Genomic DNA, 21,362 nt, shown 5'->3' with positions numbered 1-21,362 from the left:
GGACGATTGAAGTTGGCTGCGAACTCATCTCCAAATCCCGGACCTGAGTCTGAGTTTTAAAATTAGATCAATCTATGGTTTTGGGGAAAACAAAAATTGAAACGGCTGGTGACGGTCGCGTACAGCCGGTTGCACCTGACCGTTGAACATTTAGAACCGGTTGATAATGATGCGGGTATGTCTTGCCGCTTAAAGGTAAGTTATTTTTGGTTTTCTTCAATTTTTACCTTGCTCAATTTCTTCAACTTACTTTTTCTCTTTCACCTGTGCCGTGCCGTCGGAATGGAAGGCTATTTTCTGCGTATTACATTTGTTGGGTCCGGGCGCTCTGGTACCAGGGAGTGTCACCTGTACGCAAAAATCGGGTATGAGCCCGACAACTGCTACCTACCATAAGGGGCATTTTTCTACTTTTGCGAAGATTTTTGAATGGAGTGGTATTCACTCCGTTTTAGACAAAAGTTCCAATGAGTCAAAATAAGGATAATCTGCTTGATGTATTGCGCACGATATTCAGGTGGAAAAAGCCCATTATTTATCTGTGTCTGGCTGCGGGCCTGATCGCCGCCGTGGTGGTGATGTTGGTGCCGGTTTACTACCAGGCGACGACGGTGTTTTTTGTGGCTAGCCCCGATCAGTCCAAACCGGAACTGATCTTCGGCAATACACAACTGGAACCGGAAATATACGGTAACGAATCGGATATCGACCGGCTGCTGACGATTGCCGAAGGTAATGAGCTGGTGGAATACCTCATCGATACCTTCCAGCTTTATCAGCACTACGATATCGATACGGCGAATGTAAAAGCCCCTTATTATATCAAACTGAAATTCTTCGACCTGTACGAGGTGCAGAAGACCAAGCGGGATGCCATTCAGCTTTCCGTAGAGGATAAGGATCGCAAACTGGCGCGCGAGATCACCCGGGCGGCCCGGGAAAAGATCAATGTCATCGCCCAGCAACTGGTTAAGGCATCGCAGGAAAAAAAGATCCGGACTTACGAAGCCAGTATTCGCAGCAAGGAAGAGTTGTTGCGCTCTATCGGCGACAGTCTGATCAACCTGCGGACTGAGTACGGCATTTTCAATACTCTGGCTCAATCGGAGATCCTGACTTCCGAACTGACCAGCGCGGAAGGAAAACTGGCCTTTACCCGGGCCCGGCTCAATGAGCTGAAAGGGTTTTCCAACACCCAGCGGGATACCTTGTCCAAGCTGCAATCCCAGGTGGCCGGCCTCGAAAAACAGGTGGAAAGCCTTTCTTCCAAACTGGAGTTATTCAATACCGGGGTAGCTGAAGTGGATATTTACACTTCCCAATATAAGGAGGCCACGCAGGCCCTTAGCGAAGAACAGGAAAAGCTCAAACAATACCGGGCTACCTTCAACGCCAATATTCCCGCTCTGATCCTGGTGGAGGAAGCGGAGTTGCCGATCATCAAATCCAGACCCCGCCGGACGCTGATCGTCCTGGCGTGCGTGGCCATTGCCTTTTTCTTCGGAGTGATCGGCGTACTGCTTTTCGACAACTACCGCGATGTCAACTGGCGGGAGGTATACCACGGCCGCTAAACCCGACCGGTATAAACCAATATTTTGAAAAAACTGCTGACATATCTTCAGGTTCCGGATGAGGCGTCGGGGAATCTCTTTCTCGGCCTGGGTATCCTGGTATTGGTATGTCTGGGAGTCGGCATTGCTACCGGATGGTATTTTTTGGCGGGCCTGCCGGCGTTTTTTCTGTTGATCTACCTGACCTTTGTGGATTTCCGGGCGGTATTTTTTCTCCTGCTGGCCTGTTTGCCGCTCTCGACGGAGATCCAGCTCCCCAACGGGTTTGGTACCGACCTGCCCACCGAGCCCCTCATGATCGGGCTCATGCTCGTATACGGATTGTACGTGATCCAGCACGGCCGGCAGATGGACAGCCGGTTTGTCCGGCATCCGATCAGTTTGTTACTGATCCTGCATGTAGCCTGGGTGCTCATCACTACCATTACTTCCGAACTGCTTCTGGTGTCCGTAAAGTTTTCGTTGGCGAAGATCTGGTACGTCACGGTCTTTTACTTTCTGGCCGGAGGCATATTGCGCAAGCAACGCGACGTGCGCACCTATTTCTGGGTAATCTTCATTCCGCTGATGTTTACGGTGCTGGTTACGCTGGTGCGGCACAGTACCTACAACTTTTCCTTCCGGGATGTTCATCGCGTATTGCACCCCTTTCAGCGCAATCACGTCAATTATGCCGCTACGATGGCCCTCTTCTTTCCCGTCGTATGGCTGGCGGTAGCCTGGTACCGGCGCTGGTCGCTGCGCTGGTGGATACTGGTTGGTTCGATCGCGGTTTTAGTGCTGGCGATCTATCTCTCGTATACCCGCGCGGCCTACATCGCAGTGATGATGGCATTTGGGGCCTATCTGATCATTCGCCTGCGACTGATGAAGGTCGTGCTGGCGGGAGGTCTGCTGGTGGCGGTGATCGGCGTGGGCTATATGGTGCAGGACAATACCTACCTGGATTACGCACCGAATTACGACCGCACCGTAAGTCACTACCAATTTGATAACCTCCTGGAAGCTACCGCTAAGGGGGAAGATATATCCACCATGGAGCGGGTGTACCGCTGGGTGGCCGGTTTTCATATGTTTCGGGATAAACCGGCCTTTGGTTACGGGCCTGGTAATTTTGTGAACTTCTATCGGCCCTATACCGTCACCAGTTTTACGACCTATGTAAGTGATAATAAGGAACAGTCCGGGATCCACAGCTATTATCTGCTCGTTCTGGTAGAGCAGGGCGTATTGGGGCTGATCCTCTTTTTAACCCTTAGTTTTTACGTGCTGATCCGGGGGGAAGAGATCTATCACCGGGCTCGCGACGCGGGGCGTCGCCGCATCGTACTCATGGTGCTGCTCAGTACGGTAGTGATCGATGCGTTCCTGATCATCAACGACCTGGTGGAAACGGATAAAGTAGGGGCATTTTTCTTCCTGGCGATGGCTATTCTGGTGAATCAGGACCTGGAAAATGGTAAAGCTGATTAAGCTTTGTATATTGTTGTTCGATCAATGAGCTCCGAAAAGTGCCTAAGCGATGCTCCTCTGCTATGGCCAACGAGAAGAATATGCAAAATACATTACGTCGAATTCGCTCCGTCTGGTATCCCGATCGGTATCACGGCTGGGGGAGACAATCCAATTATTTTGAAGGCTGGTATTTTAAGATCGTCGACCCGACGGAACAGTACGCTTTTGCCCTGATCCCGGGAATAGCTATGGATCAGGCCGGTAAACAACAGGCTTTCATCCAGCGTCTGGATGGCAAAGCGGGCACTTCGGCTTTCCATGAGTTCAAAGCGGCGGTATTCCAACCCGAGTTTGATCGTTTTGCCGTGCGCATCGGAACGAATTTTTTCTCCGCCGGGAAAATGCAGCTCGATCTGCCGGAATTACAGGGTACTCTTCATTTCGATAACCTTTATCCCTGGCCCAAAATGCTGGGCGCACCGGGTATTATGGGCTGGTATTCCTTTGTGCCGTTTATGGAATGTTACCACGGGGTAGTCAGTGTAGACCATGCCATCAGGGGCGAACTGGAAGTATACGGCCGGAAGGTGGATTTCACCGGCGGGCGAGGTTACATTGAGAAAGACTGGGGGCGATCTTTCCCCAGTTCCTGGATCTGGATGCAGACCAACCATTTCGGCACAGACCGGCGGATCTCCCTCATGGCATCCGTGGCGAACATCCCCTGGCTGAAAAGTCATTTCATCGGCTGTATTGTCGGGTTTTTACTAGATGACCGCCTGTATCGGTTTGCTACCTATACCGGAGCAAAAATGAAAGTGGATATCCGGGAGCATGGCGTAGATCTGGTCTTCAGCGATCGCAAATACCGTTTGGAGATCAGTGCGGAGCAGGGGCATACTGGTAGCCTGGTATCACCCATATCGGGAAAAATGACCGGCAAGGTTAATGAAAGTATGCAGGCTACGGTGGCAGTCAAATTGTACGAGGGCAAGGAACTGCTCTTTGAGGGCACGGGGAAAAATGCCGGTCTGGAGCTGGCGGGAGCAGTAACGGATCTGGTCTGATCAATATGGATAGAGCGCATCTCAGGTCAGCGGCCCGGGATTGAATAAAGTCAGATCATTGTACAGTCCCAGCTTGTCACTGGCCACCTGCATGCGGCCACTGGCTACTTCCAGCATCATATGGAATAACTCCCATCCCATTTCTTCGATCGTTTTAGTCCCGTACGCGATCGGCCCGGCATCGAGGTCGATCAGGTCAAACCAGCGATCACTCAATTTGGAATTGGAACTAACCTTAATGACCGGCACCATTGATAGGCCGTAGGGCGTGCCCCGGCCGGTAATGAATACATGCAGGTTCATACCGGCGGCCAGTTGGAGGGTGCCGCAGACGAAATCACTGGCTGGGGTCGCTACGAAATTCAGACCTTTGCGGCGCACTTTTTCACCCGGCCCTAAGACATCTACGATCGGGCTGGTGCCGGACTTGGCAATAGAGCCGAGCGCTTTTTCGACCACGGTGCTCAGGCCGCCCCGCTTATTGCCCGGTGAAGGGTTGGCGCTGCGGTCGGCTTTTCCCCGGGCCAGATAATCATCGTACCAATCCAGTTCGGCAATGAGTTTGTGGCCCACATCCGGATCGGCAGCCCGCGGAACGAGCAGGTGGGCGGCGTCCCGCACTTCGGTAACCTCCGAGAAAAACACCGTCCCGCCGGCCCGCACGATCAGGTCCGCCGCGAAGCCGGCCGCCGGGTTCCCGGTCAGTCCCGAAAATGCATCGCTGCCGCCGCATTGCATGCCCACCACCAGGTCGGCGGCGGCACAGGTTTCCCGTTTTCTCCGGTTCAGTTGTTGTAAGCGCCGGTCGGCCATTTGCATAATGCCGTCAACCATTTCCGAAAAACCGCGAAATCTTTCGTCCTGCAGATAAAGTATCTGTTCGCTTTTATCCTGCTCTGGATGATCGCTGACCAGTCTTTCCGGTCGCAATTTTTCGCAGCCCAGACCGATGACCATCAGCTCATCGCCGAAATTTGGGTGCTGCCCCAGGTGTTGAATGGTTCGGATCGGAACGATCGCAGCGGGCGCATCGATAGCTACGCCGCAGCCATAGGAATGATTGAGGGCCACTACCTCATCCACATTGGGATAGCGGGGTAGCAGTTCCCGCCGGATCTTTTGTTCAATAAATTGGGTGATACCGGCCACGCACTGAACGCTGGTGGCTATACCCAGTATGTTTTTCGTGCCCACGCTACCGTCGGCATTCCGGTAACCTTCAAAGGTATAGCCCTCCAGGGGCGGGAGGGAATGCTGTTGCTTTACCGTGGGGCGGATCTCTCTGAGATCGGGTGGAGCGGGCAATTCCAGTTTTAAGGTGTCCACCCATTCTCCGCGGGCAATATTTTCCCGGGCGTATCCGATCGTTTCTCCGTAGCGGATGATCGCTTCACCCTGTGGAATATCGGCCAGAGCAACTTTGTGGCCCATCGGGATATCCTCGGTCAGCACCGTACCGTCCTGCACGGTCGTTCCCTTGGGTAATCCCTGCCTTTGTGGAACGATGCCCACATTATCCCACTCGGTGGTATGGATGATTCGTTGTGTTTCCATCTGATGATAAGTCTGATCCGAAGGTAATAAGCCCTTCGTTCCCGGGAGTAATTCGGGACGAATATTTTGCTTATTCCATACGGCTTAAACAAAAGGGAAGAGCCAGGCCAGGATCATGATACTGATCAATCCCGCAAAAGCCATGACGAGCAACAGAAAAGAGAAGAAGCGAATCGTTTCTTTTTCCTTCATGCCGCTCATTTGGGTAATGATCCAAAAGGCGCTGTCGTTCATCCAGGCGAATACTTTGGATCCACAACCGATCACCAGCGCGAGGTAAACCGGATGAAAAGCTAAGCCCGAGGCTTCGCTAAAGGCGCTCATCACCCCGATGGCGGTAACCATGGCTACCGTGGCCGAACCCTGGGCAGTTCTGACCACCGCCGTTATGAAAAATGCCAGTGGGAGAATTGCCATTTGGTAAGTATCGGCGAGTACGCCTACCCGGGCACCGATATTGGTTTGCTGCAACATCTGACCGAATGCACCGCCGGCGGAAGTAATCAGAATGATCAGCCCGGCACTCATGATCGAATCGGAGAGATACTTTTTGAATAAAGCGACATCCCGGATCCGGGTCCAAAGTAAATACATGGCGATCAGGGCCGCGATCAGGAGCGCCATATTGCTTTCACCCAGTACGGAAAAAACGGAAAGCAGTGATTGCTGGAACGGTTCGAGTGTGTCACCCTGCTTGCCCAGCGTCATGTTCAGAAAGGTATTTCCCGTGATCAGCAGAATGGGCAGTACAATCGGCAGCAGGGATATCCAGATGCTTGGTAGCACTGCCGGTTCCTGTTCGGAAAGGGATCGCAGTTCTTCAGTACTGATGTCCGGAGTGTCACACATGGGCAGCTCCCATTTTTTATTGGCCCACAACGCATAAGCGTAGCCGGAGAGCACGGTAATTGCCCCGATTACAAGGCCGCCCACGATCATGATACCCAGGTCGATACCCAGTTCCTCAGCGACAAAGAGTGGCCCGGGCGTGGGTGGGATCAGCGAATGCGCCATGACGCCACCGGCAATAATGGTCATCAGGTAGAGACTAAACTTCTTGGGCTGGCGAATACTGATCGACTTGACGAGTGGGATCATCAAATAAAAAACGGTATCGAAAAATACCGGTATGGCCAGGGTGAAACTACCCGATAGAAAGGCGAAGGAAGTATTCTTTTTGCCGGAAAGCTTCAACAGGCCACGGATGATGCGTTCCGCGCCGCCGCTTCTCATTAGCGAAACGCCGATGATGGAAGCCAGCGCGATCAGAATACCAATTTTTCCGGCGGTGTTGCCGAAAGCTAACGCCAGTCTTTTGCCGATCGCCTGACCGGCCATGGCCCGGGCTTCGCCTTCACTCAGGCCTTTTTGTACGGCAAATTCAAAAATGTGCAATTCGGAAGTGAGCAAACCGGTGACCAGAGCGGCCAGCAACAGCGCTACGAAAGCATGGAGGCGCAGTACGATGATGGCAAAAAGCACCACGGCGATACCGGCCAGAACAATTAGGATAGGGTCCAAGGTCTTTTTGAAAATAAAAGATAGTAAATAATTTTTGGAAACCGGGGAAATATAATTTCACAGCGAAACTTTCAGCCGGCTGGCATGGTTGTCGTAGCTTTATGCAACGGATAATGCCCGACTTTAGCCAGGATGAGGGCAAATCATTTTCAAATACCTGATGTAACCATGCGCTTTACCCATCTATTCAGCAAAACCCTTCGGGAAGAACAAAAAGATGCCGACGCGGTTTCTCACAACCTGCTGCTGCGGGCCGGATATGTACGCCAGCTGGCGGCCGGTATTTTTTCCTACCTGCATTTTGGACTCCGGACCATGCGGAAGATCGAGCAGATCCTTCGCGAGGAAATGGATCGGATCGGCGGCGATGAGATCAGTATGCCGGTGGTGCATCCGGCGGAATTATGGCAAAAGACCAACCGCTGGTACGATATCGACGAATCACTGGTGCGCTTTAAGGATCGCGGCGATCGGGATATGGTACTGGCCATGACCCACGAAGAAGTCGTCGCCACCCTGGCCAGCCGGGAGATCGATTCCTACAAGCACCTACCCAAACTGGTCTACCAGATCCAGACTAAGTTCCGCGATGAAGCCCGGGCCCGGGGTGGATTGATCCGCGTGCGGGAGTTCACCATGAAGGACAGTTATTCCCTGGACACGGATATGGGGGGATTGCAGAAACAGTACGATGCGCATTACCACGCTTATTTTAAAATTTTCGAGCGGATCGGCCTGCCGGCAATCGCTATTCTCAGCGACACGGGTATGATGGGCGGTCAGGTGGCCCACGAATACATGTACGTGACGCCCATCGGTGAGGATACAATCTTTATCTGTGAAGAAAGCGGCTATATGGCCAATAAGGAAGTAGCAACCATCCGGAAAGTATACGAAGATAAAGCGCCGCTGCCGCTGGAAAAGGTTTTTACCCCGCAAAAGAAAACCATCGCCGATCTGGCCGATTTTCTGGGCAAGGAAGCCCGGGAAACCGGGAAAGTCGTCTTCTATAAAGGGCAGGTCGGAGAAGACGAAAAAGTCATCATGGCGCTTGTGCGCGGAGATATGGAAGTGAATCCCATCAAAGTACAAAAACTCGGAAAGATCATGAAAATGGAGCCGGCCACGGAAGCAGATATTGTCGCTATCCAATCGGTTCCGGGCTACGCCTCTCCCATCGGGATCGACCGCTCCCGGGTACTGGTCATCGCCGATGAACTCGTAGCCAAAACCAACAATCTGGTGGTAGGGGCTAATGAAACCGATTATCACCTGATCAATGCCTGCCACGGCCGCGATTTTACAGCGGATATGGTCGGCGATATCGTTGCCGCATTCGACGGCGCTTTGTGTCCGATCTCCGAACCGGACTCCGGGCATACCCTGCACTCAGTGCGCGGTATTGAGATTGGAAACATCTTTCAGCTGGGTACCAAATATACCGAAGCTCTTGGGGCTATGTTCATGGATGTGAGTGGTCGTCCCCAGCCGATCGTCATGGGCTCCTACGGTATTGGCGTCGGACGGCTGCTGGCCTGCCTTTGTGAGGAACACCACGATGAAAACGGGCTGATTTTGCCGATCAGCGTAGCGCCCTATCAGGTACATCTGGTCGGCCTGCTGGAAGGGGAAGCGACGGAACTGGCCGCCGAACAGCTATACCGGGACCTCCAGGCCGCCGGCATTGAAGTCATTTTTGATGACCGGCACAAAAAAACCGCCAGTCCGGGCGTGAAATTTTCGGATGCGGACCTGATCGGCATTCCGATCCGGGTTACGGTGTCGAAGCGATCCCTGAAGGAAGGAGGAGTAGAGTTGAAATTGCGGCGGGAAGAAGAGCGTTCCATTGTCCCGCTGGAAGAGATCCTGGACCGGGTAAAAACTGCGATTGACAGCCTACAAATTTAAGCTTGAAAAGATTGGCCTTGCCGGGTTCATAAGCGATAACTCTAAACCCGGCAAGGCCATTTTTATCTAAACTTTGAATTACGCCGTTTCCATACTCAGTGCCCTGCTTTCCCGCGTGAACAACTGATACAACACTGGTACCAGTACTAGCACGAAAGTGGTAGAGGTCAGCAATCCACCAATAATCGTCCAGCCCATCGGAGCCCAGAGGGAACCTCCGCTCAGGGTAAGTGGCAATAGGCCGAGAATGGTGGTCAGGGTAGTTGCCAGTATGGGCGTGAAACGCACTTCCGCCGCTTTTTTGGCCGCTTCCGTTACCGTAGCGCCTTCTTCCATGAGGGTATTGGCATAATCCACCAGCACAATCGAGTTATTGATGGCGATACCGATCAAACTGGTCAGTCCGATGAATGCCGTGAAGGAGAAAGAGATCCCCGTAAATAGCAGCGCCAGGATCGAACCGATAATTGCCAGCGGCAGGGCCGAAAAGATGATCAGCGGCTGGGTGAACGAACGAAACTGAACGATCAGTACGCCCATGATGAGCAGCAGCGCCATGACCGAAGCCGTTCCCATTCCTCCGAAAGATTCGTTCCGACTTTCCAGATCTCCCTTGAAGGTGTAGAAGTATCCGTCATTCCATTCCAGTTCATTCATGCCGGTCTGAATACCGGCAATTACTTCGTCCAGATTATAGCCCTGTTCGAGGTCGGCCAGAATGGTGGCCGTCCGGTCGTTGTCGAGGTGGGTGATCAGGCTGGGCGTTTCCCGAAACTGGATGGTGGCCACCTGGTTCAGCGGAACAAATCTACCGCTGAGCGACTGCACGCTCAGTTCGTCAAAATCCGACAGTTGAAATTCATCACCGGCGGTATACCGGAGTACGATATCGTAATCTTCCGCCTGCTTGTCCCGGAAGGTGCCGATGGTGGTACCGTTCACAAAACTGCGGATCGTTTTATCGATAGCGAATACCGGGACGCCCAGCATCATGGCTTTATCGCGATTGATCTTGAACTGGAGGTCCACCGCTTTGTTCCGGATCGGATTCTCCACATTGATGGCACCGGGTGTAGTGCTCACGATATTTTCCACCTTTTGGGCGTAAGACTGGAGCTGGTCCAGGTCGTCTCCAAAGATCTTGATCGCTACCGGAGCCTCCGAGGGTGGGCCCTGGACGAATTCCCGCACATCGATCCGCGCGTTGGTATAGGTCGAAAATTCGCCCCGTAGTTCATCCAGTGTCTGGTAGAAACTTTCGATATCGTATTCCTTAAGCACCACGAATACCTCACCGAAGGTATTGGAGTAGCTCTTGGGCATGATATTGTAATAGATCCGGGGGTTACCGTGACCGATATTTGCCGTGTAGTGCTTTACCTCGGGACGGGCGGCCAGTACTTCCTCTACATAGTGCACCACTTCATCGGTAGCTTCCAGATTGCTGCCTTTGGGTAAGGAAATGGTCACCCGGAACTGCGGTTTTTCCGCTTTCGGAAAAAAGCTGACGCCTACCAGGGGGAATAAGGATAGCGCACCAACCAGGCTCAGTACGGCCAGACTCACGGTCAGTTTGGGATTGTTGCTGACCCAGTTGAGGGTATTACGGTATGGTCCTTCAATGAACCGGTTCAGGGTGCGGAATGCAAAGGTCGGACCGCTATTGGTACTTTTCTCCCGCAGTAATTTACTGGCCACAAAGGGCGTCAGCGTGATGGCAACGATCAGCGATGCGGCCAGCGTAGCGATCACCGTTACGGGCAGCGCTTTGATGAACGCACCGGTAGTTTCCGGCATCATGACGATGGGTACAAAAGCCAGAATGGTTGTCAGGGTGGCACTGGCCATCGGAGCCAGTAGTTGCTGGGTACCTTTTATGGCGGCTTCCTTGCGGGAATAGCCCTCTTTCAGAAAACGCTCGATGTTTTCAATGATGGCAATGGAGTTATCCACGAGTAGCCCCAGGGCTACCACCAGTCCGGCGATGGACATTTGCTGGAGGGCAAAACCACTTTGGTCTACTACCCACAAACCCATCAGTATCGATAACGGGATGGCCATCATCACCAGGGACGCGGAGCGCCAGCCCAGCAGCATGAAGATGATCACGCCCACCAGGACGATACCCTGCAGCAGGTTGTTCAGGAAGCCGCTAACCCGCTCGTGGACTCCTTCCGACTGATCAAAGACATATTCGGCCCGGATCTGTTCCGGAAAATCCAGATCGGCAATACCCGCCTTGATCGGATCGCTTACATCAAAGATATTGTAGCCGTCCTTTTGCTGTACGCTCACAAATACCGCTTTTTCTCCCCGATAGCGGGCCAGCCAGCGTTCGTCTTCGTAGTCGAAATAAACGGAAGCAACATTTTTCAGATAGACCACTTTGCCTTCGTAAACGCCGACAACGGTATTGGCGATCTGGTCCAGTTCATCGTAGGCACCGGACGTTTTCAGGTTGAATAGCTTATTGGAAACCTTGATCGCTCCACCCGGAATATTGGCATTATTACTCTGAATGGACTGTTCGATATTATCCAGTGAGATATTCATTTCGGTCATCTTCACCGGATTCAGGGCAATGCGCACCTGTTGTTCGGGATAGGCTTCCAGCTCTACCTTTTTCACGCCACTGACGTCCTCGATCAGGTCTTTCACCCGTTCCGCTTCCGCTTTGAGCATGCTGTAGGGCGCTTCTTGGGATACCAGTGCGATCTGCAGAATGTTGACGGTGTTCGTCGTGATCTGACGGGCTTCGAGCGAATAGAGGTCCTGGGGCAGTTCGGCCCGCACCTGGTTGAGTTGCCGTTGCAGCTCGTCGTATTTCTCATCGGAATCCACCCCGAAGTTGAATTCCACTTCCGTTACCGCTACCCCATCCCGAATGTTGGTCTGTACTTCTTTGATATCATCCAGTTCATTGATCGCATCTTCTATGGGATCCACTACCTGACTTTCGATATCTTCGGGGCTTGCGCCCGGATAGACCGCGATCACAATATTGTTGGGAACGTCCAGTGCGGGATCCTCCCGCTGGGGCATATTCAAAAAAGAGGCCAGGCCCATAAACGCCAGGAAAACGAAGATCGTCAGGGTAAGCTGGTAATTGTCGATGGAAAACTTGGGAATATTCATGTTTGCAGATATTAGGGGTCAGGAGTCTATTGATTGATGGATACCAGATCATTCTCTTCCAGATAGCCGTTGCCACTGACGACAACTTCGGTACCCGGCTGCAGCCCGTCGCTCAGCAGGATCTGATCCGCATCGATCTTAAAAATGTTGACGGTTTGGGAGGTGGCTTTTCCGTTCCGGACGGTAAATACCTGGCCTTCCTGCTCGTGTGCGCCGACCAGCGCATCAATCGGTACGGCAACCAGATCTTCCTTCATTTGCGTCTGGATCAATACCGTGCCGATAAAGCCGGTGAGCAGTCGTTTTCCGTCGGGCCGCACTTCAATTTCTACTTCGAATGTGCCCGTGTAGGGATCAGCCATGCTGGCCAGTTCCCGTACTTCTCCCCCAAATTCCGTATTGGGATATGCGTCGAAGGTGATCTTGGCCTCATCGCCGAGCTGGACAAAAATGACATCCTTGTCCGTCACATTTACCCGGATGATCTGCGCTTTGTCCCTGGAGCCGAACAGGAATACTGGCGTGCCGGGACCGACCAGTTCGTTTACTTCGGTTACTTTTTTCAGGATCACACCGTTGGCCGGGGCGATAATTTTGGAATGGCGTAAATTGAACTGGGCAATGTCTACATTTTGCTGACTGAAGCCCAGTCCTTTTTGGGCGGCCTCCAGTTGATTGCGGGCATTGTCGAGTTGAATTTCGGCGTTCTGCAGTTGTTCGAGCGTAGCCACGCTGTCCTGGTACAGACCCTGAGCATTCTTGTAGTCGCGTTCGGCCAGACGTAGGGCCAATTTGGCGTTTTCGATCGTGATGGCGGCCTGTTCCTGGCCGATCTGTGCCTGCTGGGTCTGGGCGCGGATCTCATCTAGTTCCAGTTCGGCCAACAGTTGTCCTTTCTTCACCTGTTGTCCTTCCCGCACGTAGATCTTTTTGACGATACCGCCGGTTTTGAAACTCAGTTTAGCCTCTTCACTGGAAGAGAGCCGGCCGGTGGCAAAAACGGTGTGGCGGTATTTTACCGGTTCTGCTTTTACGGTATTGATGGCCTTGGCTACAGAGGCGCGCGGTGTTTCCTCCGTCTGGGTTGGTTCTCCGCAACTGGCGATAAAAATACTCAGAGCCAGAGTTGATAACAGTAGGGTGCGAATATTGAGCGTCATGATCGTTTTGATTATGTGATGATTCGATGATGTTAATGATTGCAGGAGGTGTACTTTTCGGGACTGTTATTGAGCCACCGCCCTGGCCAGTTCGGCCTGCCGGATGTGATAATCGTAGCGGGCGATGACCTCACTTTCCTGAGCGTTGGTCCACTGGGTGCGCGCATTGGTCAGTTCTACCAGATTGGCCTGTCCCTGCCGGAATTTTTTGTCCACCAGTTGGTAAGCCTTTTCGGCCGCCTCCTTTTCCGCTTTCGCCTGATCAATCTGGGCGCGTGCCGCTTCGATGGCGTAGTAAGATTGCACCACCTGCAGACCGATCTGCCGTTGCACTTCTTCTTTTTGCTTTTCCAGTTCCAGTTTAGCAATTTTTGATTGCTGGACTTTCGCGGAGGTGGGAGCATCGAACAAATTCCAGCTCATGACGGCGGAACCCATGACAAAATCGGCATCGCGATCGATCTCATAGGTAGTACCCTGGATGCCGTAATCGACCACCAGATTGATCTGGGGCAGGCGGTTCCCTCTATTCAGGCTCACCTGATCGTCCGCTACGGACAGGTAATGATTAAGTTGTTGGATCTCTTCCCGGTTCTGACGGGCCTGCTGTTGCGCTTCGTCCAGCCTGAGGGTAGCGACCGGCAGGGTATGGATCGGATCGATCTCGATCTCAGCTTCGTAGTCGCGGTTGAGCAGGAAATTGAAATAAGCCTGAGCGACTTTTTTATACTTGACGGCCTCGGCGAGTTGTTGATTGACTTTTTCCACTTCAGCCTGGGCCTGATAGACCACATCTACCGTAGCTTTATGATTGCGCTGCAGACTTTCGGTTGTGCGCAGGTTTTCCTGGGTAAGGGCTAAGGCATTTTCGTAAATGGAGACGGCTACCTCCGCTTTGGCAAAATTGTAATATGCGGTTTTCACCTCTTTGGATAGTTCCCGGCGATAGATATCAACGGAACTTTTTTCCACTTCCGTCAAATGCTGTTTAATGCGGTGATTGGCCAGAATGGACGTATTGAATACCGGCATGGCCACCCTCACTTTGGTTTCCTGCTCACTCTGGCGCAGGAAATTGATCGATTCGTTCGCGATGGTCGGATAGGCGGGGATCACGGGATAGTCCGGACTGGCCGAATGGGCGGCGCTGTTCAGCAGGTTGAGGTTTTCGTAAGCCGGATTGACCAGGTCGCCCACCGGCAGGTCAATCGTCCGGCCGCCGCGGGCCAGGGAGTAGCGGGCCTCCAGGGAAAGCCGGGGCAGGAACAGTTGCTTGGCTTCTTTCAGGGCGGCAAGGCTCTTTTCGTAGGAGTATCCTTTTTGCTGCAGCGCCAGGTTGTTATCCAGCGCCTGCCGGACGTATTGATCCAGAACGGTTTCCTGGGCCATAGCGGTCCAACTGATCAGGAGTAAGGCAACAGTCAGTTGGGTGATTCGGTGTATCATCTTGGATGTTTTTAGCTTTATGATGATACAAAGGTGGCGTCTGCAGCTACGCCAGTCCAGCGGATCCGGCTGAATCGTCAGAATGCGGGGTTGAATGGTAGATGCGCCCGGTTGGGGCGAAAGTGGTTAGTCAGAGTGGCCTCGGGTAAATCAGATGCCGGCCCGACAGATCAGATAGTCCGGTAAGTTGGAAAACTGACAGCCCCAAGGATAGCCTGCTCAGTTTCAATACTTTCAATTTCCCGGTAGATCTACCGGTGGGGTGCAAATGCCCAGCCTACAAATTATCTTTCTGTAAATATTACCGAAAAGCGAGTGAATACCAATTAATATTCTGTTAATACTGCCTGCCAGCGAACAATCATTCTCCGATCTGCTAAATTGGCCAACCCAAGGCGAAGGATAGCCCACTTTTGCCTCATAACTGCTTGTCTTTCAACCGATCAAAAATGATCATTCCTATGTAAAAAAAGATAATTTCCGTTTTTTTTAACGAAGCAAACGCTTTACCTTTGCACCGGTTTTACAGAAACGCTAAAGCAAGGACTTGTGAAAGGAACATTCAGATACGCTTCGTTATTGGTATTGATGCTGGTATTTGCCGGCTTTCAACCACTGGCTGCCCAGGATGAACACGGACAGGAAGATCACGCTACCGAAGAGGCCCACGGCGCTGCCGGTCACGGCGATTCTGCCTGCTGTATAGTTGAAGATGAAGATCACGGATACGATCCGGTGGGTACGGTGATGGAACACATTGCCGACCAGAACGAATTCCACGTCTGGTACAATGTACATATTCCCCTGCCGCTGATCCTGTACGCTCCCGAGCATGGCTGGTCCACTTTCCTTTCCAGTAAATTCCACCACGGCACCCAGGCAGTTGACGGCTACGTATTGAACCACGGCCGCGTAAACCGGGTAGCCGATCCGTCTTTCCCGCAGGGCGAAGTGCACATCGAGTGTGTATCGCACCAGACGGAGATGGTAGACGAAAAAGAAAAAGACGTATACTACGTTTGCTACGAAGGCACTGCCTATAAACTGGATCCTCCCAGCACCCTGGACGGTGGCGTTCTGGGCGGAGGTATCACTTCCTTTTATGATTTCTCGATCACCAAGAACGTTTTCACCATGATCCTGGGCGCTATCGTCCTGATCCTGCTGTTCATGGCGGTGGCCCGTGGCTATAAAAGAAACGAAGGCAAAGCACCTTCGGGCATCCAATCCTTTATGGAGCCCTTCTTCACCTTCATTCGCGACGAAGTAACCGTCCCGATGATCGGTGAGAAACACTATGAGCGCTTTCAGCCGTTTATCATGACGCTGTTTTTCTTTGTGCTTATCTGCAACTTGTTCGGCCTGATCCCATTCTTCCCCTTCGGTGCGAACGTCACCGGTAACCTGGCGGTAACGCTGGTACTGGCGGTTCTCACTTTCATCGTTACCAACATCAACGGTAACGGTCACTACTGGGAGCACATCTTCTGGATGCCGGGTATCCCGGCCTGGGTAAAAGTGATCCTGACCCCGGTGGAAGTACTTGGGTTGTTCATCAAGCCTTTCTCTCTGATGATTCGTTTGTTCGCCAACATTTCGGCCGGACACATTATCATCCTGAGTTTGATCGGTCTGATCTTCCTGTTTGGCAACAACGGCGAAAGTGTCGGTGGTGCCGCTACGGGTGGTATTATCGGCGGTCTGTTCACGGCTTTCATGAACCTGATCGAGTTGCTGGTTGCCTTCCTGCAGGCGTTCATCTTCGCCATCCTGTCCGCTTCCTACATCGGAGCGGCCGTGGATGAGGGACACGAACACCACGACGAGGCGCACGCGCATTAATCAAGTTTGTAATTATTTTATCTAACATAAATTTTTGAGACATGGGTGCTATTGGAGCTGGTATTGCAGCACTAGGTGCAGGTATCGGAGTAGGTTTGATCGGTAGCAAAGCGATGGACGCTATTGCTCGTCAGCCGGAAGCTGTAGGCGACATTCGTAACAACATGATCCTGACTGCTGCCCTTGTAGAGGGTGCAGCACTGTTTGCGATCGTTGTTGGTCTGTTGGCTAACTAATCACTCTGTGCCTACCACGCACACACAAGAATCAGGCCGGTGATCGTAGCGGTTGGCTACGGGACCGGCCTAATCAGGAAAAAAACAATTCAAATATAAATAACAACGATCGCGAAGATCCTGCGCTGAGCAATTTCATCGTCGTTGTTCTTGAAATTTAAATTTTACGTGATCATGGCCGAAACGCTTTTCTTAGCTGACTTTTCCGTCATCAAACCCGATCCGGGCTTAATCCTTTGGACTTCCCTTATCTTTTTGATCGTTTGGGGTTTGCTGGCCAAATTTGCTTTCCGTCCGATCCAGGAAGCGCTGAAAAAACGTGAATACGATATCCAGAGCGCATTGGATGAAGCGAAAAAAGCCCGCGAAGAGATCTCTAACATGCAGGCGGAAAACGACCGTTTGCTGGCAGAAGCTCGCGAAGAACGCGCTATCATTCTGAAAGAAGCCAAAGCCCATAAGGACTCTATTATCAATGAGGCCAAAGGCAAAGCCAAAGAAGAAGCGCAAAAGATCGTTGCTGCAGCCCGTCAGGATATCGAGAACCAGCGTATGGCAGTAGTTACCGACCTGAAGAACCAGTTAGGTATCATGGCCCTGGAAATCGCCGAGCAGGTGATCCGCAAAGAGCTGAAGGGAGATACCGAGCAGGAGGCTTACGTCAAGAAACTGGTTGACGACGTAGAGTTGAATTAAGCCTTGGGCGCCGGCTATCCGGATCCCCGAGCGTTGCCGGTCTACCGCACGGATCAAGGTGGTAGATCCTATCAAAAGCAAAAATGCCGTTTGGCAGTAGCGTGACAGTTGACTTTACGACTGCTGACTTACGACTAAATATTTATACAAATGTCCGTACAAAGAATCGCATCGCGTTATGCAAAGTCCCTGATCGAACTATCGCAGGAGCAGGGCAAACTGGAGCAGACGCTGGAAGATGTAAGATCTTTTAAAAAGGCTACCGAGAACCGCGACTTTTATCTGCTGTTGAAAAGTCCGGTTGTATCTACCTCCAAAAAGCTGTCCATCCTGGACGCTATTTTTCAAGGTAAATACGATGAACTGACCATGGCTTTTCTCCGCATCCTGGTGAATAAGGGACGGGAGATGTATCTGCCGGAGATCGCCGACGAGTTCATCGATCAGTATAAGAAACTGAAACACATCTCCACGGTAACCGTTCGGACCGCCACGCCTTTGAGCGAAGCTACACTGGAGCAGATCCTGGCCAAGCTGAAAGCAAGCAAAGCCACGGACGATGAGATCGAGCTGATCGCAGTTATCGACCCCAGCCTGATCGGTGGTATCGTACTGGAATTTGACGACCAGATCTACGATGCCAGTATCGCCCACAAACTGGATAAGATGCACCGTGAATTCGGTGACAACCTCTATATTTCCAAGATCGTGGCCTAAGCGCCGGATCGCACCGGTTGCCGCAAGGTGCCGGAACTCTTTATTTTCGACTAATTGACTTACGACTAAATAATACTTAATTATGGTTGATGTAAAACCTGATGAAATATCAGCGATACTAAAGCAGCAATTATCCGGCTTTTCCAGTGCCACTGAGCTGGAGGAGTACGGTACCGTACTGCAGGTAGGTGACGGTATCGCCCGTGTTTATGGTTTGAACAATGCCCAGGCCGGTGAATTGGTAGAATTCGAGACTGGCGTGGAAGCGATCGTATTGAACCTCGAGGAAGACAACGTAGGTGTGGTACTGATGGGCCCTGGCGATGGCATTCGCGAAGGTAGCCGCGTACACCGCACCGGCCGGATCGCATCTATCAGAGTCGGCGAAGAATTCGTTGGCCGGGTAGTAAACCCACTGGGTCAGCCGATCGACGGTAAAGGTGAGATCGGAGGCGAACTGTACGAAATGCCGCTGGAGCGGAAAGCTCCCGGTGTTATCTACCGTCAGCCGGTAAACGAACCGCTGCAGACCGGTATCAAGGCAATCGATGCGATGATCCCCATCGGCCGTGGCCAGCGGGAACTGATCATTGGTGACCGCCAGACCGGTAAAACGGCAATTGCAATTGACACCATTATCAACCAGCGCGAGTTCTACGAGCGCGGTGAGCCCGTTTTCTGTATCTACGTAGCATCCGGACAGAAATCTTCTACGGTAGCGCAGGTAGCTAAAACGCTGGAAGACAACGGCGCCCTCGATTACACCGTAATCGTTTCCGCTTCTGCTTCCGATCCCGCTCCGCTGCAGTTCTACGCTCCTTTCGCAGGTGCTGCCATCGGCGAGTACTTCCGGGATACCGGTCGTCCGGCACTGATCATTTATGATGATCTGTCCAAGCAGGCGGTTGCTTACCGTGAGGTATCGCTGCTGCTGCGTCGTCCTCCGGGCCGCGAAGCCTATCCGGGTGACGTATTCTATCTGCACTCTCGTTTGCTGGAGCGCGCGGCTAAGATCATCAACAACGATGAGATTGCCCGCCAGATGAACGACCTGCCCGAGACCCTGGCCAACGCCAAGGACGCCAATGGCGAACCCCTGGTAAAAGGTGGTGGATCTTTGACGGCACTGCCGATCATCGAAACGCAGGCTGGTGACGTTTCTGCCTATATTCCTACTAACGTGATCTCCATTACGGACGGTCAGATCTTCCTGGAATCCAACCTGTTCAACGCAGGTGTGCGTCCGGCGATCAACGTAGGTATCTCTGTATCACGGGTAGGTGGTTCGGCTCAGATCAAATCCATGAAGAAAGTTGCCGGTACGCTGAAGCTGGACCAGGCTCAGTACCGTGAGCTGGAAGCTTTCGCTAAATTCGGTTCTGACCTGGATGCGGCTACCAAATCCGTACTGGATAAAGGACAGCGCAACGTGGAGATCCTGAAGCAACCGCAATACTCTCCGATGTCAGTGGAGAAGCAGGTAGCGATTATTTACCTGGGTACGCAGGGTCTGCTGCGTAACGTACCGGTCAGCAAGGTGAAAGAATTCGAAGAGACCTTCCTGGTTTCTCTGGAACAACGTCACCCCGAAGTTCTGTCGAACTTCAAAGCCGGTAAACTGGAAAAAGACGATCTGGAGACGGTGAAAACACTCGCCGCGGAAATCTCCGGTCAGTATAAATAAGCAAGAGAAGAGGAGCGTGAATAACGCACGAGGAGATGAGGCCATTCTCTGCCTCGGTACCCGTAAGGGAAAAGAGAATAGATGAGAAAAAGCGTTGAGTGGGGAGACGTTTCGGCGTGCTCCTCCGCTCACACACTTTAAACTTGCTTGTCGATCAATTAATTTTTTTGATTTATGCCGGGCTTCGGGCCGGTATAAATGATCCGACGGGAGGTCGGAAGTTAGATATATCTATCTATGGCTAATTTAAAGGAAGTTCGGGACCGGATTAAGACGGTAAATAACACGCAGCAGATCACCAAAGCGATGAAGATGGTGGCAGCTGCAAAGTTGCGGAGAGCCCAACAGGCCATCCAGCAAATGCGTCCTTATTCTGATAAACTGGATGCCATGCTGCGCAATATCCTTTCCAATCTGGAAGGAGACGCCGAAACGGTTTTCGGACAGGAGCGTCCCATCGAGCACGCCTGTGTGGTGGTGGTTACCTCCAATCGTGGCTTGGCCGGTGCCTTCAATACCAATGTGATCAAAGCCGCCGTACAGGTGATCAACACCAAATACGCGGACGTGCTGGCAAAAGGCAATCTGAGCGTTTTGTGTATTGGTAAAAAAGGGAACGACTTTTTCCGTAAGAATTACAAAAATATCCACCTGATCAGTGACTACGTGGATCTGTTCAGTGACCTGAGTTTTGACAACGTGGCTTACGTATCTCAGCATCTGATGCAGGCTTTCGAAGACGGTGGATACGATGCGATCGATGTAGCTTACGGACGTTTCAAAAATGCGGCCATGCAATTTCCCGAGGTAGCCCAGTGGCTGCCCGTTGCCAAGATCGAAGCAACCGAAGACGATAGTAAACTGAAGGCCGATTACATATTCGAACCTACCAAAAAAGGCCTGCTGAACTATCTAGTGCCAAGTATTCTACAGACTCAGTTCCAAAAGTTCCTGCTGGATACCCACGCTTCCGAACACGGAGCCCGGATGACCGCAATGGATAAGGCGACCGAGAACGCCGAAGAACTGCTCGGAGACCTGAAACTGAGTTACAACAAAGCCCGCCAGGAAGCGATCACCAACGAGATCCTCGAGATCGTAGGTGGTGCAGCTGCTCTGGAAAATGGCTAAGTTCTTTTAAGACACTTAATCAAAGTTTTATATCAACCATTCAAATGGGGAGGGCCTCGTACCGAGGTACTCCCCATTTTTTATTAGCTCAGGCTACCCTGTGAGTCCCCACCATCGACTGTGCGCGCCTAACATAGGTTGACACAAAACGAGTGTACATTCCACTCGCTTGATAAATAAAAATTAGGTTATTTTTTTAAATAACTCCACCGGTCTTTGACATAGCGGAATTTGTT

Annotated in this window: 15 protein-coding genes; 10 read left to right on the top strand and 5 right to left on the bottom strand. The window is 52.0% G+C overall.

All coding sequences use genetic code 11. The annotated features are described in order from the left end of the window. Positions 1 to 467 precede the first annotated feature (467 nt). The 3 genes from CRP01_RS25310 to CRP01_RS25300 all read left to right on the top strand — a co-directional run bounded on the left by CRP01_RS25310 (position 468) and on the right by CRP01_RS25300 (position 4,096). Positions 468 to 1,574 carry a Wzz/FepE/Etk N-terminal domain-containing protein gene (locus CRP01_RS25310; RefSeq protein WP_099152914.1) on the top strand — a complete coding sequence of 369 codons (1,107 nt, stop codon included), beginning with the start codon at positions 468 to 470 and terminating at the stop codon, positions 1,572 to 1,574. Positions 1,575 to 1,598: 24 nt separating this feature from the next. Continuing rightward, the gene (locus CRP01_RS25305; protein ID WP_233752757.1) at positions 1,599 to 3,047 is read left to right on the top strand and encodes an O-antigen ligase family protein; all 1,449 of its coding nucleotides are present in this window, start codon (positions 1,599 to 1,601) and stop codon (positions 3,045 to 3,047) included. Positions 3,048 to 3,127: 80 nt separating this feature from the next. Then, on the top strand, positions 3,128 to 4,096 hold the full coding sequence (locus tag CRP01_RS25300; RefSeq protein WP_099153033.1) for a tocopherol cyclase family protein: 969 nt from the start codon (positions 3,128 to 3,130) through the stop codon (positions 4,094 to 4,096). A gap of 21 nt (positions 4,097 to 4,117) precedes the next feature. Here CRP01_RS25300 and garD read toward each other — a convergent pair whose 3' ends face one another. Both garD and CRP01_RS25290 read right to left on the bottom strand, forming a co-directional pair. Then, a complete protein-coding gene (garD, locus tag CRP01_RS25295) occupies positions 4,118 to 5,650 on the bottom strand; it encodes a galactarate dehydratase (RefSeq protein WP_099152913.1) in 1,533 nt (510 codons plus the stop codon). An 84-nt stretch (positions 5,651 to 5,734) separates the two neighbouring features. Beyond that, positions 5,735 to 7,171 (bottom strand): GntP family permease, encoded by a 1,437-nt coding sequence (locus CRP01_RS25290; protein ID WP_099152912.1) that lies wholly within the window; start codon positions 7,169 to 7,171, stop codon positions 5,735 to 5,737. Positions 7,172 to 7,339: 168 nt separating this feature from the next. Here CRP01_RS25290 and CRP01_RS25285 point away from each other — a divergent pair, with 168 nt between their 5' ends. After that, a complete protein-coding gene (locus CRP01_RS25285; protein ID WP_099152911.1) occupies positions 7,340 to 9,079 on the top strand; it encodes a proline--tRNA ligase in 1,740 nt (579 codons plus the stop codon). 78 nt (positions 9,080 to 9,157) lie between these two features. Here the strand turns inward: CRP01_RS25285 and CRP01_RS25280 are convergent, their stop codons facing one another. From CRP01_RS25280 to CRP01_RS25270, 3 genes are all read right to left on the bottom strand, one after another. Then, positions 9,158 to 12,214, bottom strand: coding sequence for an efflux RND transporter permease subunit (locus CRP01_RS25280; protein WP_099152910.1), 3,057 nt, complete (start codon positions 12,212 to 12,214; stop codon positions 9,158 to 9,160). Positions 12,215 to 12,240: 26 nt separating this feature from the next. After that, positions 12,241 to 13,374, bottom strand: a complete 1,134-nt coding sequence (locus CRP01_RS25275) for an efflux RND transporter periplasmic adaptor subunit (RefSeq protein WP_099152909.1) — start codon at positions 13,372 to 13,374, stop codon at positions 12,241 to 12,243. 66 nt (positions 13,375 to 13,440) lie between these two features. Continuing rightward, on the bottom strand, positions 13,441 to 14,820 hold the full coding sequence (locus CRP01_RS25270; RefSeq protein ID WP_099152908.1) for a TolC family protein: 1,380 nt from the start codon (positions 14,818 to 14,820) through the stop codon (positions 13,441 to 13,443). A gap of 549 nt (positions 14,821 to 15,369) precedes the next feature. Here CRP01_RS25270 and atpB point away from each other — a divergent pair. The 6 genes from atpB (at position 15,370) to atpG (ending at position 21,126) form a co-directional block, all read left to right on the top strand. After that, a complete protein-coding gene (atpB, locus tag CRP01_RS25265; protein ID WP_233752756.1) occupies positions 15,370 to 16,662 on the top strand; it encodes a F0F1 ATP synthase subunit A in 1,293 nt (430 codons plus the stop codon). A 41-nt stretch (positions 16,663 to 16,703) separates the two neighbouring features. Further along, a complete protein-coding gene (atpE, locus tag CRP01_RS25260) occupies positions 16,704 to 16,898 on the top strand; it encodes an ATP synthase F0 subunit C (RefSeq protein WP_099152906.1) in 195 nt (64 codons plus the stop codon). A gap of 150 nt (positions 16,899 to 17,048) precedes the next feature. Further along, entirely contained in the window at positions 17,049 to 17,594 is a 546-nt protein-coding gene (gene atpF, locus CRP01_RS25255; protein WP_233752755.1) for a F0F1 ATP synthase subunit B, read from the top strand. Between the two features lie 150 nt (positions 17,595 to 17,744). After that, the gene (gene atpH / locus CRP01_RS25250) at positions 17,745 to 18,311 is read left to right on the top strand and encodes an ATP synthase F1 subunit delta (RefSeq protein ID WP_099152905.1); all 567 of its coding nucleotides are present in this window, start codon (positions 17,745 to 17,747) and stop codon (positions 18,309 to 18,311) included. Positions 18,312 to 18,393: 82 nt separating this feature from the next. Continuing rightward, a complete protein-coding gene (atpA, locus tag CRP01_RS25245; RefSeq protein ID WP_099152904.1) occupies positions 18,394 to 19,995 on the top strand; it encodes a F0F1 ATP synthase subunit alpha in 1,602 nt (533 codons plus the stop codon). A gap of 237 nt (positions 19,996 to 20,232) precedes the next feature. Then, positions 20,233 to 21,126 (top strand): ATP synthase F1 subunit gamma, encoded by an 894-nt coding sequence (gene atpG, locus CRP01_RS25240; RefSeq protein WP_099152903.1) that lies wholly within the window; start codon positions 20,233 to 20,235, stop codon positions 21,124 to 21,126. Positions 21,127 to 21,362 lie beyond the last annotated feature (236 nt).

The organism is Flavilitoribacter nigricans DSM 23189 = NBRC 102662 (assembly GCF_002646595.1).
GTDB classification, from domain to species: Bacteria; Bacteroidota; Bacteroidia; order Chitinophagales; family Saprospiraceae; genus Flavilitoribacter; species Flavilitoribacter nigricans.
The sequence above is the reverse complement of the archived record's forward strand: the minus strand, read 5'-3'. Positions and strand labels throughout refer to the sequence as shown.